This is a genomic window from Sphingomonas sp. Leaf34, from assembly GCF_001421805.1.
Lineage (GTDB): Bacteria > Pseudomonadota > Alphaproteobacteria > Sphingomonadales > Sphingomonadaceae > Sphingomonas.
In genome coordinates this window covers 44,196-58,225 of the sequence record NZ_LMLC01000005.1, presented here as the reverse complement: position 1 = coordinate 58,225, position 14,030 = coordinate 44,196, and the positions used below count along the sequence as shown (strand labels likewise).

The window sequence follows — 14,030 nt, the reverse complement described above, 5'->3', positions numbered from 1 at the left end:
CGGGTTGCTCAGGCCGATGGGCCGGCGGCGGCGTCCTTGCTCGCGAGCAGTGCGTCGAGTGCGAGTTCGCGCGCTCTCGACGCGGGCAGGCCCAGAGCGCGGGCCATCGGCGCCCCCATCAGCGCGTCGCCGAGCGCCATCAGCACCAGCGTCAACGTCTGGTCCTGGATCGGCTGGTCGCCGGGCATGTCACCCTCGGCGAGTTCGTCGACCAGATCGTGGATCGCGGTGAGAATCGGGTCGAGCGCGTCGGTATTGCCCGACAGGATCATCCAGCTCGCCAGCGCGCCCGCGCCGCCCTTGCCGAACGCGTCGAACGTCATCTCGACGACTTCGCGCGGATCGAGCTCGCCAGCACGCACGCGCAGCACCGCGGCGCCGATCGTGCCGACGATGTCCGCCGCCATCCGCGTGATCAGTGCGGTGTGCAGCGCCTCCGCCGAGCCGAAATGGTGGAGCAGATTAGCATGCGTTCGCCCGACCCGGCCTGCCACCGCCTTCAAGGTGACGGCGCTGGGGCCGCTTTCGACAAGCAGCGCACGCGCGGCTTCCACGGCGGCGTCACGCGATTCGGTGGGGGAGAGGCGCTTGCGCGGTGTTGACGTCACGGACCGGGAAACCTATTTACATCAATGTAAGTAACGAATGTTGATCCCTGTTTGGAGGTTTCCGTGGCGAAAGCAACCACGCCGGCAGATCTGACGATTACCCCGCGCGACCGCCGCTTCGGTCGGGGCGCGGTGATTCGTCGCTGGTGGCTGAACGACGATCCGATCGCGACCGCGTTCTACAACGCGCTGTCGGTGACATTTCCCAAGGGCGAAGGCTATTTCGTCGATAGCGTGCGCAAGTTCCGCGAGGGCACGCCGCCCAAGCTGACCGCCGAGATCAACGCCTTCATCAAGCAGGAGGTGATCCACACGCGCGAGCATGTCGCGTTCAACCGCCATGTGACCGACCAAGGCTATGACGTCGCGCCGTTGATGGCGGATGTCGATGCACAGTTGGCGATCACCAAGGACAAGCCCGCGATCGCGAGTCTCGCGGCGACCACCGCGCTCGAGCATTTTACCGCGATGCTCGCGCACGAACTGATCGCCAACCCGAGGCATCTCGCGGGCGGCGACGAACAGGCGGCGGCATTGTGGCGCTGGCATGCGGCGGAGGAGATCGAGCACAAGGGCGTCGCCTACGACACTTGGCTGCATGCGACTCGCGATTGGCCGCGGCTGCTGCGATGGCGGATCAAGTCGCGGGTGATGCTGATCACGACCTGGCGCTTCTTCACCGGGCGTGCGCGTGGGATGGCTGAACTGCTGCGGCAGGATGGCCTGACCGGGCTGCGGGTTTGGGCGCGGATGGCGTGGTATGCGTTTGGCAATCCGGGAATGGCGCGCAAGGTTGCAGGCGTCTGGGCGGCGTATTTCCTGCCGGGTTTCCACCCCTGGAAGCATGACGACCGCGCGCTGATCGGGTTGGCCGAAAGCGAGTATGAGGCGGCGGTGCTGCCTGTGGCGAAGCGAGTGGCGGCGGTGGCGTGACGCGGTCCGTCATCCCGACCACGTCCTAGGTCTCCCGCGAAGGCGGGAGCCCAGAATCGCAAACGGCACCGACCGCGACTCCTGACCCCCGCCTTCGCGGGGGAGCCGCGGAGATGAGCTCCAGCGTCACCAGATGTACCACCCCGGCGGAGGCCGGGGCCCACTTGGAAAGGGTCTGGTAACGGAGCATTGAGCTCCGTCAGCAACGTTCCCCAATTGGGCCCCGGCCTTCGCCGGGATAGTGGGTTATGTTCTAAGGGCTGCCGCGCGATTCACGCCGCCATCGGCATCGGCGCGCATCGATCCTCATCGAGATCCAGCTCGAACATCACCGCGGGCGCCTCGCCACCGCGCCCGCGCGAGGTCCGCGGCTCGATCCGGCCCGTTGGCCGGAACCCGAGCTTTGCCAGCACGCGCCCCGATGCCGGGTTGTCGACGAAGTGAAACGCATCCAGCCGCCGCAATCCCAGCGCATGTCGGGCCATCGCCACCACTGCCTCCCCAGCCTCGGTCGCATAGCCGCGACCCCAGGCGTCCGGCGCCAGCCAATAACCGAGCTCATGGCCCGTCTTCGCCGCCCGGATGGCGATCCCGCCGACGAGTCGTGGCGTACCGGCGTCCATCGTCTCGATCATAAAATGCGGATCGTGCGCGCCGCGCGGCTGCGCCAGGAACGCCTCGGCATCGCCCAGCGTATAGGGCCAGGGCGCACGCGCCAGCTTGGCGATCACCGATTCGTGGCCGATCGCCCGCGCCAATGCAGGCGCATCTTCCGGCCAGCCCGGCCGCAACGTCAGTCTCTTGGTGCGCGCGAACACGGCTCTCTCCTTCACGCATCGCGCCTGACGCCCTGCCATGTCCGGATGACAGGGCAGCGACAGGCGAGGGGGAGGGAGCAATAAAAAAGGGAGCCGGGGTGACCCGCCTCCCTTGTTCAGGTTCGCTTTCGCGACCCGGGTCACCCTGGTGGGCAACCCGGATGGTTACCCGATGTTATTCGGCTGCTGCTGCCATGTCGGCACCGTCTTGACCGGCGTCGTTCGCTGCCAGCTCGACCGAGCAGAACTTGCGCCCAAGTTTGCCCTGGCTGAACACGACGCGACCATCGACCAGCGCGAACAGCGTGTGGTCCGTGCCGATGCCGACGTTCGTGCCCGGGTAGAACTTCGTCCCGCGCTGACGCACGAGGATGTTGCCGGCGACGCACGCCTGGCCACCGAACTTCTTGACGCCGAGGCGACGACCGGCCGAATCGCGACCGTTGCGCGAAGAGCCGCCTGCTTTCTTATGTGCCATCTGAAGCTACTCCTTATGCCTGAGCGGCCGGGGCGGTGTCGCCCTGGTTGCTCTTGGCGGTCTGGCCACCAACGCTGACGATCTTCAGGATCGTGTGCTGCTGGCGATGGCCGTTCTTGCGACGATAGTTGTGACGACGACGCTTCTTGAAGACGATGACCTTGTCCGCCTTCGCCTGCGCGATGATCTCTGCGGCGACGGTGAAACCCTCGACCGAGCGCAGCTCCGAGCCTTCGCCCGCCAGCAGCACATCACCCAGCGTCACCGACGCACCTGCATCGCCCTCGATCTTCTCGACGACGATCTTATCTCCGGCGGCGACGCGATACTGCTTGCCGCCCGTGCGCACGACTGCGAACATGGCCCTTGTCACTTTCCAAATACATGTGCCCCACGAACGCAGGGTCCGCCGGGAGAAGCCGGGCAGCTAAGCGAGGGGGGCGGCGTTGTCAACCGCGAACGGGCGCGGCACGACGGTTTAGGAGCAAGGAAACGATGCGCTTCGCCACGCGCCGGACCTGGTCCGCAAGCAATGGCTTCGCGAATCAGCATGGCGTCGCGCATCACTAGCGACGATGGGCGCCGGACCATCACGCCCCGCTGGCAAGGGAGGTGATTCGCCTCAGTGGCGGTGGACCTGCCGCAACGCGTATCGCCCGTCCGCATAGTCGCTGAACAACCCCGAGATCGCGGGATGATCGACGGGCTCGTCGCTATCGTCGGGGACCAGGTTCTGCTGGCTGACATAGGCGACGTAGCTCGACTCCATGTTCTCCGCGAGCAGATGGTAGAAGGGCTGGTCCTTGCGCGGGCGAATGTCCTCGGGGATCGCCGCATACCATTCGTCGCTGTTCGCAAACACCGGATCGACATCAAAGATCACGCCGCGGAAATCGAACAGGCGGTGCCGCACCACGTCGCCGATCGAAAAACTTGCGTGCGAGATCGGCGGCGCGACCACCTCGACGGGGATAAGCGGGCTGGTGATGTCGTGAGCGATACTGTCGTGTCGGGGCATATCCGTCAATTTAGGGTCTGTTTTGCGCTGCACAAGGAAAACGCGTCAGGCGGTGCGCGTGAGGCCAAAATCCGCTTGCGTCCCCGGGGGCACTTCATTAGAGGCCGCGCTTCGACCGATCGGAGGCGCTGTTCGCAGAGCTTCGGATGACCTGCGGAGAGGTGGCAGAGTGGTCGAACGTACCGCACTCGAAATGCGGCGTACCCGCGAGGGTACCGTGGGTTCGAATCCCACCCTCTCCGCCATTACTTTCGTAAGTGATTGTTCCCCCTCAACTCTCTCGCAAATCGTCGCTTTTTCACCGTCCGGGTGTTACGAAGCGATCCTACAAAATGCGATTGATGGCCCGTGTCCGAACAACCAGTGATCGGGGAGGCGAATCGTCGTCCCAGCCGGGCTTCGATCGACGATCGGCAAAACGAACCTCACGCAGGGCCTTGGGCGGCTTCCAAAAGCTGAGGTCAATCGTCGCGCAGGCCCAGTAATCGAACGATTCCAACCCAGATTGCGCGAGCGAGCGTAGCGTCAGCCGATGAGCTAGCGGACGCGGACATGGCTCCTCGTGCAACCGCGTCTCACAGCGCATCGATTATCGTCAGGCCGACGTATGATGGCATTATTTGACGGCTATGTTCGAGAGCGGCAGCCGTCACCGGCCACGATCAAACGGTGGCGGCCCGTGATCGCCAATCTGGCTCACCATCTAGGTCATAATGAAGCCCCGCGGGTCAGCGCCGATGACACCGTAGATTGGAAAGAGGCGCTTATGGACCATGGCATAAGCGGTCGAACCATCCGGGAACTCTATCTGGCGGCGGCGAAAGTTGTGTTCCCTTGGGCCGTCGAGAACCGCAAGCTGGCAACGAACCCGGCGACGGGATTTATAGTTTGCGTTCCAAAGCGCGTCCGGTCTCGGGGGCCGAGCTTCACCGCAATGGAGGTGCGCACCATTCTGTCTGGGTCGCTTGTCATGGATCAGGGGCGCGTCAGCCCCGAGCATGCACTGGCTCGACGATGGATACCTTGGATGTGCGCCTATAGCGGTGCGCGTGTCGGCGAAATCGCCCAGATGCGCGGGTCCGACATTGTCGAGATAGACGGAGTGTGGGCAATGCGTATCACTCCGGAGGCCGGGTCAAGGAAGAACGGGCACAGCGGGATCGTCGCTGCACCCACACCTACTGGAGCAGGGTCTGCTGACGATTGCCCGCCGAGCCGGGGTAAGCCGATCATCTATGACCCCGAGCGGGCGCGCGGAGGTTTGGCTGGAAACGCGCACCATAAGAAGGTCGGCGAGCGGATGGCCGGATAGGTGCGCGATTTGGGGGTGGACGACCCTCACGTCCAACCGAACCATGGCTGAAGGCACCTGTTCAAAACGTTAGCCCGTCGAGCGGGGATCGCGCCGGAAGTACGACATGCTATTCAAGGGGACGTGCCGCGTAGCGTAGGCGAGGCCTATGCCGAATGGCCAATCGATGTCCGCGCGCAGGCTATCCGCTTCTTGCCGAGATTTGATGTGGGATAGGCGATCCCTGAAGTCGTCCCCGCAGGCGGGAAAGAGTATCAGTTTGTCGCACCCAGACGGTGGAAAAGTGAGGATTTGCGAGAGAGTTGAGGGGGAACAATCACCTAAAAAGGTAATCGCGGAGAGCGTGGGAAGCCCTGCTCCAAGCTCGATCTCTCTGCGTCACGTGCGATTTCACGGTGGGCGGATAGCAGATTGTCGCGCTGGAAGTGGAGCTTGCTGCCGTCATCTCAAGCGGCATCTCGCATGAATGCCCGGTCGTATCGGAAACGACCGGTTTCGATACTATGTGTGAGGAGGTCGTGCTGATGCAGTCCGACATTCACAGCATGTTCGATGCCGGATGCGATTTCCTGGCTCCTGTCTGTCACCACGGCAACACGCTGGTGATAGGGCCGGACAGCTATCGATTCGGCGATTACCGAAGGCTGGGTCTGCTGCTGTCGATCCGCGTCATCGTATTCAGGACGCCGTCGATCGCGTGGATCGCTCCGCGGACAGCGGGCACAGCTTACGATGATGTCTCTCTTCCCATTGATTAGCCATCGTCGGCAGCCGGCGTTAAATGGCCGGAATGATGAAGAGCCAAATCAATCCGCGCGTGTTTTGGGGTGCGTCCGCTATCATTGCCCTGCTCCTGGCGACGACGCTCGCGATGCCGGGTACCGCAGACGCCGCTTTCAAGGCGGCGCAAAGTTGGGCGATCGACACCTTTGGATGGTTCTACGTTGCATCGGTGGCCATATTCCTGATGGTGGTGCTCACACTCGGTTTCGGGCCGGCAGGTAAGCTGAAGCTCGGACCGGATGATTCCGAATCCGATTTCCCGTATCTGTCATGGCTTGCGATGCTCTTCGCCGCAGGCATGGGCATTGGGCTCATGTATTTCGCCGTGGCCGAACCTATCCAGCATTACATCAAGCCCCCGGAGGCCACGAGCGGCACCATTCTGGCCGCGCGCGAGGCGATGGCAATCACCTTTCACCATTACGGCGTTCACGCCTGGGCTATCTATGCACTGGTAGGGCTTAGCCTGGCGTATTTCACCTATCGGAAGGGCATGCCGCTGACGCTGCGGTCTGGCTTGTTGCCGATCCTGGGCAAGCGCATCAACGGTCCGCTGGGGGACGCAATCGACATCTTCGCGGTGTGCGGGACGGTATTCGGCGTCTCGACCTCCCTCGGCTTCGGCGTCTCCCAGATGACCGCGGGCCTCGCTTATAATTACGGCCTGCCCGATACGATCACGATCAAGGTCATCGTGATCGTGCTCGTCATGGGGGCTGCCACGATGTCGGTGCTGAGTGGCGCAGACCGCGGCATCCGGCGCCTGTCAGAACTCAATCTAACGGTCGCCGTGCTGCTAATGCTGTTCGTTATGGCGGTCGGCCCGACGCTGTTTCTGCTGCGTGCGCTGGTGCAGAACTTCGGCCTGTACCTCGACCATTTCGTGATGCGCACCTTTACCCTGTACGCCTACGAACCACGCGCGTGGATGGCGGACTGGACATTGTTCTACTGGGCGTGGTGGATCGCATGGTCGCCATTCGTCGGCATGTTCATCGCCCGTATTTCGCGCGGGCGGACGATCCGTGAGTTCGTCATCGGCGTCCTGTTCGTCCCCACCGCCTTCACGTTCCTGTGGATGACCGTCTTCGGCAACACTGCCATTTCGCTAGATCTGGGCCCTGCGGCAGGCGGGATCGCAGATGCGGTGCAGGCGGACCTGTCCACGGCCCTGTTCAAGTTTCTCGAATATCTGCCGGCCGCAGGCGTTACCTCCACACTCGCGATCGCACTGGTTGCAATCTTCTTCATCACCTCTGCGGATTCGGGAGCACTGGTGATCGACACGCTGGCATCTGGGGGTGCCGAGGACACGCCGCGCTGGCAGCGCGTCTATTGGTGTGTTCTACTGGGCGTCACGGCTACGTTGTTGCTGGTGGCGGGGGGACTTGGCGCGCTGCAAGCCGCGACGCTGCTCGCAGCGCTGCCATTCTGTTTCATCATGCTGTTGCTGGCGGTCGGCCTCGTTCGCCAGACCAACGCCGATCTGGCCGGCATAACGCTGGCGGACGACGCGCCCGCGGTTAGCGAACGGATCAAGCGACTGCTCGTCCCGGCGCGTCGTACCGACATCATCGAACAGATGGCGCGTAACGGGGAACCGGCGATCAGGTCGGTATATGACGCTATGCAGGTAGAGGGCTGGACGACCAATGAACTAGCGGTTGAGGAGGGCCTGATCGTGCTAACGGTCGGCACTGGCGGTGACAATTCATTCGTCTACCGTCTGGCGCCACGAGCCCGACCTCTTACAGCCTATACCGCATTGGAGGCGTCGGAAGCCCGCCGCACCATGGCTTGGACGTTGGCAGCGCAGACGAATAGCGGAACCCGGTTTCGCGACCTGACCGGCTTCTCTTCTGATCAAATCGTCAGCGACGTGCTAACCCAACTGGAACGATGGCGTCTTGCTGGAACCACAGGCGCTCGATGATGCCGTGAGTTAATGAGGCGCTGCCTCCCGCAAAAGCTGAACGGTCATTGCTGGAAAGGTGCGTAGCCAAAGGCTTACGCCCGATTGCGCTAATCACAGCGTAACATGCCTTGGCGTCGCACGGCTTTTGGCCATACCTCGTGCTAACGCTGCTTTTGTGGATCGCGGTATGGATGTCCGGTATCGACGCGACGGTCGCCGGCGAGCTGGCCGCCCGCCTGGACCCGATCCGCAAGCCACACGGCGCGCCCGATGCGAAGAATTCGCCGCTGCATCCGCTCAAGCATGGCTTGCAACCCTAGTTCGCGTTCGTGATCGTGCTGCGAATGCCGGAGTCGCAATTGGTGGCGTGGGCGCGGGCAGGCTGATGATGCCGTTGCCGGCCGGCGTCGCGGCCGGGTTGTTCATCGGCAGACAGGTTGGTGTGCGCGGCGCGGTCCTGGGTGCCATAAAGCCAGGCCGGGCATCCCGTCCGCGCTGGGCATCATGGGGGCAGCCCTATGACGCCGCGCCGTCGTGCGGGATCGGCTTTACGATGAGCCTTTTCAAAGGCGGCCTCGCTTTTGCCTATCCCATGTTGGTTGACGAGGTGAAGATCGGCGCGCTCGCGGGCTCGATCCTGTAGGCGCTGGCCGGCTATACCGCCCGGCGGATCGCCGCCAGCAAACCTTAACGCCCTGTTGGCACCACCTCGATGATCCGGTCGCCGGCTTCCAGCACGGCGACTTGCGGCTGCCAGAAACCGTAGCGCTGTTCGCCGCGATAGATACGCAGGCCGAGGCCGGTAGCAATCTTTGATAGCGGCTGGCCGATCTCGTGCGGTGCGACCGCGCGTTCGTGCAGCGACACCGCGCCGTGGAGCCCGGCCAGGTCCATCATATAGTCGGCCAGATGCGGACCGCTGGTCGAGCCGGCGAGCAGCAATCCTGCGAAGCTGGCCGGGTTGATGACGGTATTGGCACCCGCCTGAGTCGCGAGCGCCTCATTATCCTCCGACCGGATGACGACGCTGATCGGCAGGTCGGCGGCAAGACGCCGTGCGGTCAGCACGATCAGGATCGACGTATCGTCACGCCCCGCGGCGACGATCAGCGCGCTCGCGCGGGCGATCTTTACCGCCTCCAGAGTCGCGTTGCGCGTGGCGTCACCGGCCAGCACGACGACGCCATCAGCCTCGGCTTTGTCGAGTGCATCGGCGCGTGGGTCGATCACGACGATCTCACCGGGCTTGCGATCCCGCCGTATGAGTTCGGCTACCGCTTCCATGCCGCTGGTGCCGTGACCGGCGACGATGACGTGACCGTGAAGGTCGCGTTGCAGGACGCGCATGCGCCACTTCTCCCAAACCTGCTTGAAAACGAAGTTATACGCGGTGCCGAGAAAGATCAGCCACACGAACAGACGGACCGGCGTCACCACGAACGTATCGAACAGTCGCGCCCGGTCGGTGACGGGCACGATGTCGCCATAGCCGACCGTGGTGACCGTGATCATCGTGAAATAGACGACGTCGATCAGGCTCACATGGCCGTCGCTGTTGTCGCGCAGGCCTTCCCGGTCGAACCAGTGGACCGCCAGCGCCACCCCGATCAGCGCGAGCGCGAGCAGGATGCGCCATGACAGCGCGAGCCACACGGGTGCCCGGCTGCGTTGACGCAACATCGGTAGAAGCTCTGTAGATTTCCGGTTTCGGGGCGGCATGAATGCAGGTTTAGCGCGTATCGAAGCGTTGGACAGCCATCTGTCTTCCTGCCAGCAACGGCAAAACAGGTGCGCAGGCGAGTGACGTGGTCGATAATCTGGTGGCGATAGTCGATGCGCATCAGCCGATGCTGGGCCTCGCCTTCGTGGCCGCGCTCTTGATCGCGTTTGCGACCGGGCGGTTTCCGCCGGTGACGATCGCGGTGTTCGGTGCGGGCGTGATGATCGCGCTGGGTTGGCTCACCCCCAAGCTCGTCACTGCGGCCTTTGCCAATTCCGCCCCTATCACGATCGCGGCGTTCTTCGTTCTCTCGGGCGCACTTGTTCGCACCGGCACGATCGAGGCGCTAGCCAGCGTTATCGTTCGCCGAGCTGCAAAAGCGCCGAGACGGACCGTTGCTGAAATGCTGGCAGGGGCTGCGACCGCGCCGGCCTTCATCAACAATACCCCGGTCGTGGTCGTGCTGATCCCGCATGTGCGGCGCCTCGCGAAAACAGTCGGTATCCCGGCGACACGGCTGCTCATTCCACTGTCCTACCTGTCCATCCTGGGCGGCACGATGACGCTGATCGGTACCTCGACCAACCTGCTCGTCGATGGCGTGGCGCGCGCTAACGGGCAGGCTGCTTTCGGCATCTTCGAGATCACCGGGGTCGGGCTAGCCGCCATGCTGGCCGGCGTGCTGACGATGCTCGTGCTGGGGGCCAAAGCTCCTCCCGGCACGGCCTGACAACGAGATAGCAGATCGGCATCATCTCGATCGTCACAGCGCGAGGGATGGCCCGCTGGGGCGACCCCGCCGGGTCCGCGCCGGAAAGAGCCGTCGGAAGGTGACGGAGCGCCACCCGCGGGGCATAAGCCCAACGAATGAATGATTTGGCCGCTGCACGATCCGACCTGACCAACCGATTGGCGCGCCTCGCGCTGTATCGCTGGTGGCGACGATCGGTTGTGGGCCGGGTCGATCATGAAACGGTAATCGCGCGGATCGTCGAAGATAGCGGATGGTCGCCGCGCTACGCGTTCATGACGATGATGTCGGCGGGTATCGCCGTGCTCGGTCTGCTGCTGTCTTCGCCAGCCGTAGTCATCGGCGCGATGCTGATCTCGCCGTTAATGAGCCCTATTCTCGGCTTCGGTTTCAGCCTCGCGCTCTTCGATTTCGGCGAGCTGCGTCGGTCTTTGAAGGCCTTGGCGCTGGGCGCTGTCGCAGCGATTGCGTTCACCGCGCTGATCGTCACCATCTCGCCGCTTCAGGCGCCTACCGCGGAGATCGTCGCGCGGACCAGACCCAATTTGTTCGATCTTGCGGTTGCGCTTTTTGCAGCGCTTGCCGGAAGTTTTGCGATCATCCGCGGTCGCGGCGAGACGATCGTCGGTGTCGCGATCGCCACCGCGCTGATGCCGCCACTCGCGGTCGTCGGCTACGGCATCGCAACGCGCAATATGCCCGTGGGGGCAGGGGCGTTCGCGCTGTTCGTCACCAATTTTATCACCATCGCGTTGTCGGCGACCGCGATGGCGCGCTTCTATGGGTTCGGCCATCACCTGTCCCGGCGGCAAAGCTGGATGCAGACGATCGTCTTGCTCTTCGTCTTCGTCGCGATGGCAGTTCCGCTTGGCATATCGCTGAACACGATCGGACGTGAGGCGGTGGCGGTCTCGCAGGCGCGCTCCCTGCTGACGGCCAAGTTCGGCGACGAAGCCCGCGTCACGCAGCTCGATCTCGATTTTGCCGCCCAGCCGCTGGTCGTACGGGCCGTGGTGATTACCCCGCGTGGTAAGATGCAGAAGACGCCGATGATCCAGGCGGCGCTGATCGAGACGCTTGGCCGCCCCGTCCGGCTCGATCTCGATCAGATCCTGCTCGAGCCGGGGGCAGGAGCATTGGAGGCACAACGCGAAGAGCTTCGTCAGGCGGGCGATACCCCCAGTCCCGAAGCGCAGCGCATAAGGTCTCTAGCCAAGATGATTGCCCTGGTGACGGGTATCGCGTCCGACGAGGTCACGATCGATCGTGACCATCGCCGCGCTACCGCGTCGGCCGCGGCGTTACCCGGAGCGACTGTTGCGACCTATCGTACGCTCGAGGCACGCGCGGCGGCAGAGACCGAAGGCTGGTCGGTCGTGATCGTACCGCCGCAGGGGCCGCTGCCCGAGATCGCGTTTGCCGACAATGTGGACGCGCTGGACGATGCGGCCCGCGCCGGCGTCGCGACGTCGATCTGGGCGGCACGGCGCTGGAACATGCCGGCGCTTGGCGTGCCGGGCCTTCCGGAGGGGCAGGCGCCGGCGGCACCGAGCCTTCCCCAGCGCAGGGCGCTTGCGATCGCGACGCTGATGCGCACGCAGGGCCTCACCCCCGTTCCAGCCCCGCCTGCCGGCCAGCGTTTCGCGCTCGTCACCGGCGTGACGGCGCCTGCGCAATGATCGGCGGTCTCGCGCTCACGCCGTTCGCTGCCGCCGCGATCCGGATCGTACTCGCTGCGGCCCTCGCGCTGGGTCTTCCCGATGGTCCGGCACGGTCGGTCATTCTCGCGGCGACGTATAGCGTCGTCCTCTTCTGCGTTATCGGCCAGGGCGGCACCATCAAGCGCGTCCTCGAACGTCTGACAGCCAAGGAAACGACCCGATGAGGGCACGATTGCTCCGTCTCGCCCACCAGTTGCGCGAGAGCTACTGGTTCGTCCCCACGGTGATGGCAGTCGGCGCCCTGCTGCTCGCGGCCGGTATGGTGTGGCTGGACAGTCATCATGCGACGCAGTGGATGGACCGGCTGCCGTGGCTCTATGCCGCACGCCCCGACGGCGCGCGCAGCCTGTTGTCGTCGATCGGCGGGTCGATGATCGGGGTCGCCGGCACGACCTTCTCGGTAACGATCGCCGCCGTCGTCTACGCATCGGGACAATATGGCCCGCGGCTGTTGAGCAACTTCATGTCGGACCGGGGCAACCAGGTGACGCTCGGCACCTTCATCGCGACCTTTCTCTATTCACTGGTCGTGGTGCGGACGATCCGGTCACCGGGTGAGGCCGCGGGGGAGGCGGCGTTCGTGCCGCAGCTGGCGGTGCTGGTCGGCGTGCTCCTCGTATTGTGCTCGATCGCGGTGCTGATCTACTTCATCCACCACGTTCCCAGCCGTATCCACATCAACAGCGTGATCGAACGTATCGGCGATAGTCTGTTAAAGGAAATCGACGAGCGATTTCCCGTGTTCGTCGGCAAGGCGCTAGACCAGCGCGACGACGACCGTATCCCCGACGCGTTCCGCCCCGACGCCAGCACCACTGCGATCGAGCGCCGGGCTGGTATCCGTGCCAAGCATACCGGCTATATCCAGCTGATCGACGAGGACGCGCTGATCTGCGCCGCGCGTGAAAGCAAGCTGGTCTTGCGGCTGCAATATCAGTCCGGCGACTTCGTGCATCGCGGCAGCATTCTGGTCGAGGCGTGGCCCGGCGACGCGCTCGAGGATGAAGCACAGACCGCTCTACGCGCCGCCTTTGCGATCGGATCGCGGCGAACAGGCATGCAGGACCTGCGCTTCCTGATCGACGAACTGGTCGAGATCGCGGCGCGCGCGCTGTCGCCGGGCGTCAACGACCCGTTTACTGCCAACTCCTGTCTCGACTGGCTGGGGGCGGCGCTGTCCGATCTCGCACGGCGCGACCTGCCGTCGCGGCTGCGCGCCGATGACGACGGGGAGCTGCGGGTCATCGCGCATCCGCTGACCTTTGCCGGGTTCATCGACCGGGGGTTCGGCGCGCTGGCGCAATATGCGTCCGCCGACATGATCGCGGGCAAGCGTTTCCTCGCCGCGCTGGGGGACGTCGCGCTGAGCTGTGGCGCCGCATCGCGGGTTGCGATCCTCGCCAAGCAGGCCAGCCAGTTCCGCGACCTCGCCGATGGCGCGCTGAAGGGCTCGAACCGCGATGCCGTTCTCGACCGCGCGGACGAGTTGCTGCGCGCACTCGCCCAACCCGATTACAAACGCCGGCTTCGCGACAGCCAGGCTTGGCTGGGAGGTACTGCATGATCGTCGCCATTGCACTGGTCGTCGCCCTGATCGTCACGCTGGCGCTGACCTTCGGCACGTTCGCACGGAGCGACGGATGGCGCGCGACCGTAACCCCGCTCGCGTCGATCATCGGCTCCGGGTTCCTGATCTGCGGCCCGTTGCTCGCGCGCGAATTCGGCAGCGCCGCGATCCTTGCGATGGCGACGCTGCTTGCGATTGCCTACGCCGCAGGCTGGGTCATCCGGTTCAACATCGTTCACGTCGAAAATCACCTTGCGAACGCGCCGTTCAACGATCCCATCGCCTGGATCGCGCGGATCACCCAAGGCGTGCTCGCGCTCGCCTATGCGGTGTCGGTCGCCTATTACCTGAAGCTTCTCGCCGAATTCTCGCTGAAGCCGGTGTCGATCGACCCGGCGTAGCAGCC

General features: G+C 64.1%; 16 protein-coding genes, 1 tRNA gene and 1 pseudogene. 12 read left to right on the top strand and 6 right to left on the bottom strand.

Annotation, left to right across the window (positions count from 1 at the left end; all coding sequences use genetic code 11):
• Positions 1-8: 8 nt before the first annotated feature.
• Positions 9-608: a TetR/AcrR family transcriptional regulator gene (locus ASF00_RS14655; RefSeq protein ID WP_082463480.1), complete on the bottom strand. Its 600-nt coding sequence runs from the start codon at positions 606-608 to the stop codon at positions 9-11.
• Between the two features lie 63 nt (positions 609-671).
• Here ASF00_RS14655 and ASF00_RS14650 point away from each other — a divergent pair, with 63 nt between their 5' ends.
• Entirely contained in the window at positions 672-1,541 is an 870-nt protein-coding gene (locus ASF00_RS14650; protein WP_082463479.1) for a metal-dependent hydrolase, read from the top strand.
• A 272-nt stretch (positions 1,542-1,813) separates the two neighbouring features.
• Here the strand turns inward: ASF00_RS14650 and ASF00_RS14645 are convergent, their stop codons facing one another.
• The 4 genes from ASF00_RS14645 to hspQ form a co-directional block, all read right to left on the bottom strand.
• Positions 1,814-2,359: a GNAT family N-acetyltransferase gene (locus ASF00_RS14645; RefSeq protein ID WP_235525889.1), complete on the bottom strand. Its 546-nt coding sequence runs from the start codon at positions 2,357-2,359 to the stop codon at positions 1,814-1,816.
• Positions 2,360-2,534: 175 nt separating this feature from the next.
• A complete protein-coding gene (gene rpmA, locus ASF00_RS14640) occupies positions 2,535-2,837 on the bottom strand; it encodes a 50S ribosomal protein L27 (RefSeq protein WP_055880837.1) in 303 nt (100 codons plus the stop codon).
• Positions 2,838-2,850: 13 nt separating this feature from the next.
• Positions 2,851-3,198 carry a 50S ribosomal protein L21 gene (gene rplU / locus ASF00_RS14635; RefSeq protein ID WP_055880834.1) on the bottom strand — a complete coding sequence of 116 codons (348 nt, stop codon included), beginning with the start codon at positions 3,196-3,198 and terminating at the stop codon, positions 2,851-2,853.
• A 261-nt stretch (positions 3,199-3,459) separates the two neighbouring features.
• Positions 3,460-3,855: a heat shock protein HspQ gene (hspQ, locus tag ASF00_RS14630; RefSeq protein WP_055882303.1), complete on the bottom strand. Its 396-nt coding sequence runs from the start codon at positions 3,853-3,855 to the stop codon at positions 3,460-3,462.
• 155 nt (positions 3,856-4,010) lie between these two features.
• On the opposite strand from hspQ, the gene ASF00_RS14625 reads away from it, so the two are divergent.
• From ASF00_RS14625 to ASF00_RS19185, 6 genes and pseudogenes are all read left to right on the top strand, one after another.
• A tRNA-Ser gene (locus ASF00_RS14625) sits at positions 4,011-4,100 on the top strand.
• A gap of 365 nt (positions 4,101-4,465) precedes the next feature.
• Positions 4,466-5,167: a hypothetical protein gene (locus ASF00_RS14620; RefSeq protein WP_156348384.1), complete on the top strand. Its 702-nt coding sequence runs from the start codon at positions 4,466-4,468 to the stop codon at positions 5,165-5,167.
• A 524-nt stretch (positions 5,168-5,691) separates the two neighbouring features.
• On the top strand, positions 5,692-5,925 hold the full coding sequence (locus ASF00_RS14615) for a hypothetical protein (RefSeq protein ID WP_156348383.1): 234 nt from the start codon (positions 5,692-5,694) through the stop codon (positions 5,923-5,925).
• A 32-nt stretch (positions 5,926-5,957) separates the two neighbouring features.
• Positions 5,958-7,883: a BCCT family transporter gene (locus ASF00_RS14610; protein WP_082463515.1), complete on the top strand. Its 1,926-nt coding sequence runs from the start codon at positions 5,958-5,960 to the stop codon at positions 7,881-7,883.
• Positions 7,884-8,056: 173 nt separating this feature from the next.
• The gene (locus ASF00_RS19190; protein WP_162233597.1) at positions 8,057-8,185 is read left to right on the top strand and encodes a Na+/H+ antiporter NhaA; all 129 of its coding nucleotides are present in this window, start codon (positions 8,057-8,059) and stop codon (positions 8,183-8,185) included.
• A gap of 32 nt (positions 8,186-8,217) precedes the next feature.
• Positions 8,218-8,508, top strand: a pseudogene (locus tag ASF00_RS19185) (Na+/H+ antiporter NhaA); the annotation flags it as partial.
• Positions 8,509-8,552: 44 nt separating this feature from the next.
• On the opposite strand, the gene ASF00_RS14595 reads toward ASF00_RS19185, so the two are convergent.
• Positions 8,553-9,545 carry a potassium channel family protein gene (locus tag ASF00_RS14595; protein WP_235525888.1) on the bottom strand — a complete coding sequence of 331 codons (993 nt, stop codon included), beginning with the start codon at positions 9,543-9,545 and terminating at the stop codon, positions 8,553-8,555.
• A gap of 125 nt (positions 9,546-9,670) precedes the next feature.
• On the opposite strand from ASF00_RS14595, the gene ASF00_RS14590 reads away from it, so the two are divergent.
• From ASF00_RS14590 to ASF00_RS14570, 5 genes are all read left to right on the top strand, one after another.
• Positions 9,671-10,315, top strand: a complete 645-nt coding sequence (locus tag ASF00_RS14590) for an SLC13 family permease (protein WP_055880810.1) — start codon at positions 9,671-9,673, stop codon at positions 10,313-10,315.
• Positions 10,316-10,452: 137 nt separating this feature from the next.
• Positions 10,453-12,015, top strand: coding sequence for a DUF389 domain-containing protein (locus tag ASF00_RS14585; protein WP_055880807.1), 1,563 nt, complete (start codon positions 10,453-10,455; stop codon positions 12,013-12,015).
• Positions 12,012-12,221, top strand: a complete 210-nt coding sequence (locus tag ASF00_RS14580; protein WP_055880804.1) for a hypothetical protein — start codon at positions 12,012-12,014, stop codon at positions 12,219-12,221. Before ASF00_RS14585 ends, ASF00_RS14580 begins: the two co-directional genes overlap by 4 nt.
• Complete coding sequence (locus ASF00_RS14575; RefSeq protein WP_055880801.1) at positions 12,218-13,621, top strand: DUF2254 domain-containing protein; 1,404 nt, start codon at positions 12,218-12,220, stop codon at positions 13,619-13,621. Before ASF00_RS14580 ends, ASF00_RS14575 begins: the two co-directional genes overlap by 4 nt.
• Positions 13,618-14,025, top strand: coding sequence for a hypothetical protein (locus ASF00_RS14570; protein WP_055880799.1), 408 nt, complete (start codon positions 13,618-13,620; stop codon positions 14,023-14,025). The genes ASF00_RS14575 and ASF00_RS14570 overlap by 4 nt, the downstream gene beginning before the upstream one ends.
• The last annotated feature ends 5 nt before the right edge of the window (positions 14,026-14,030 follow it).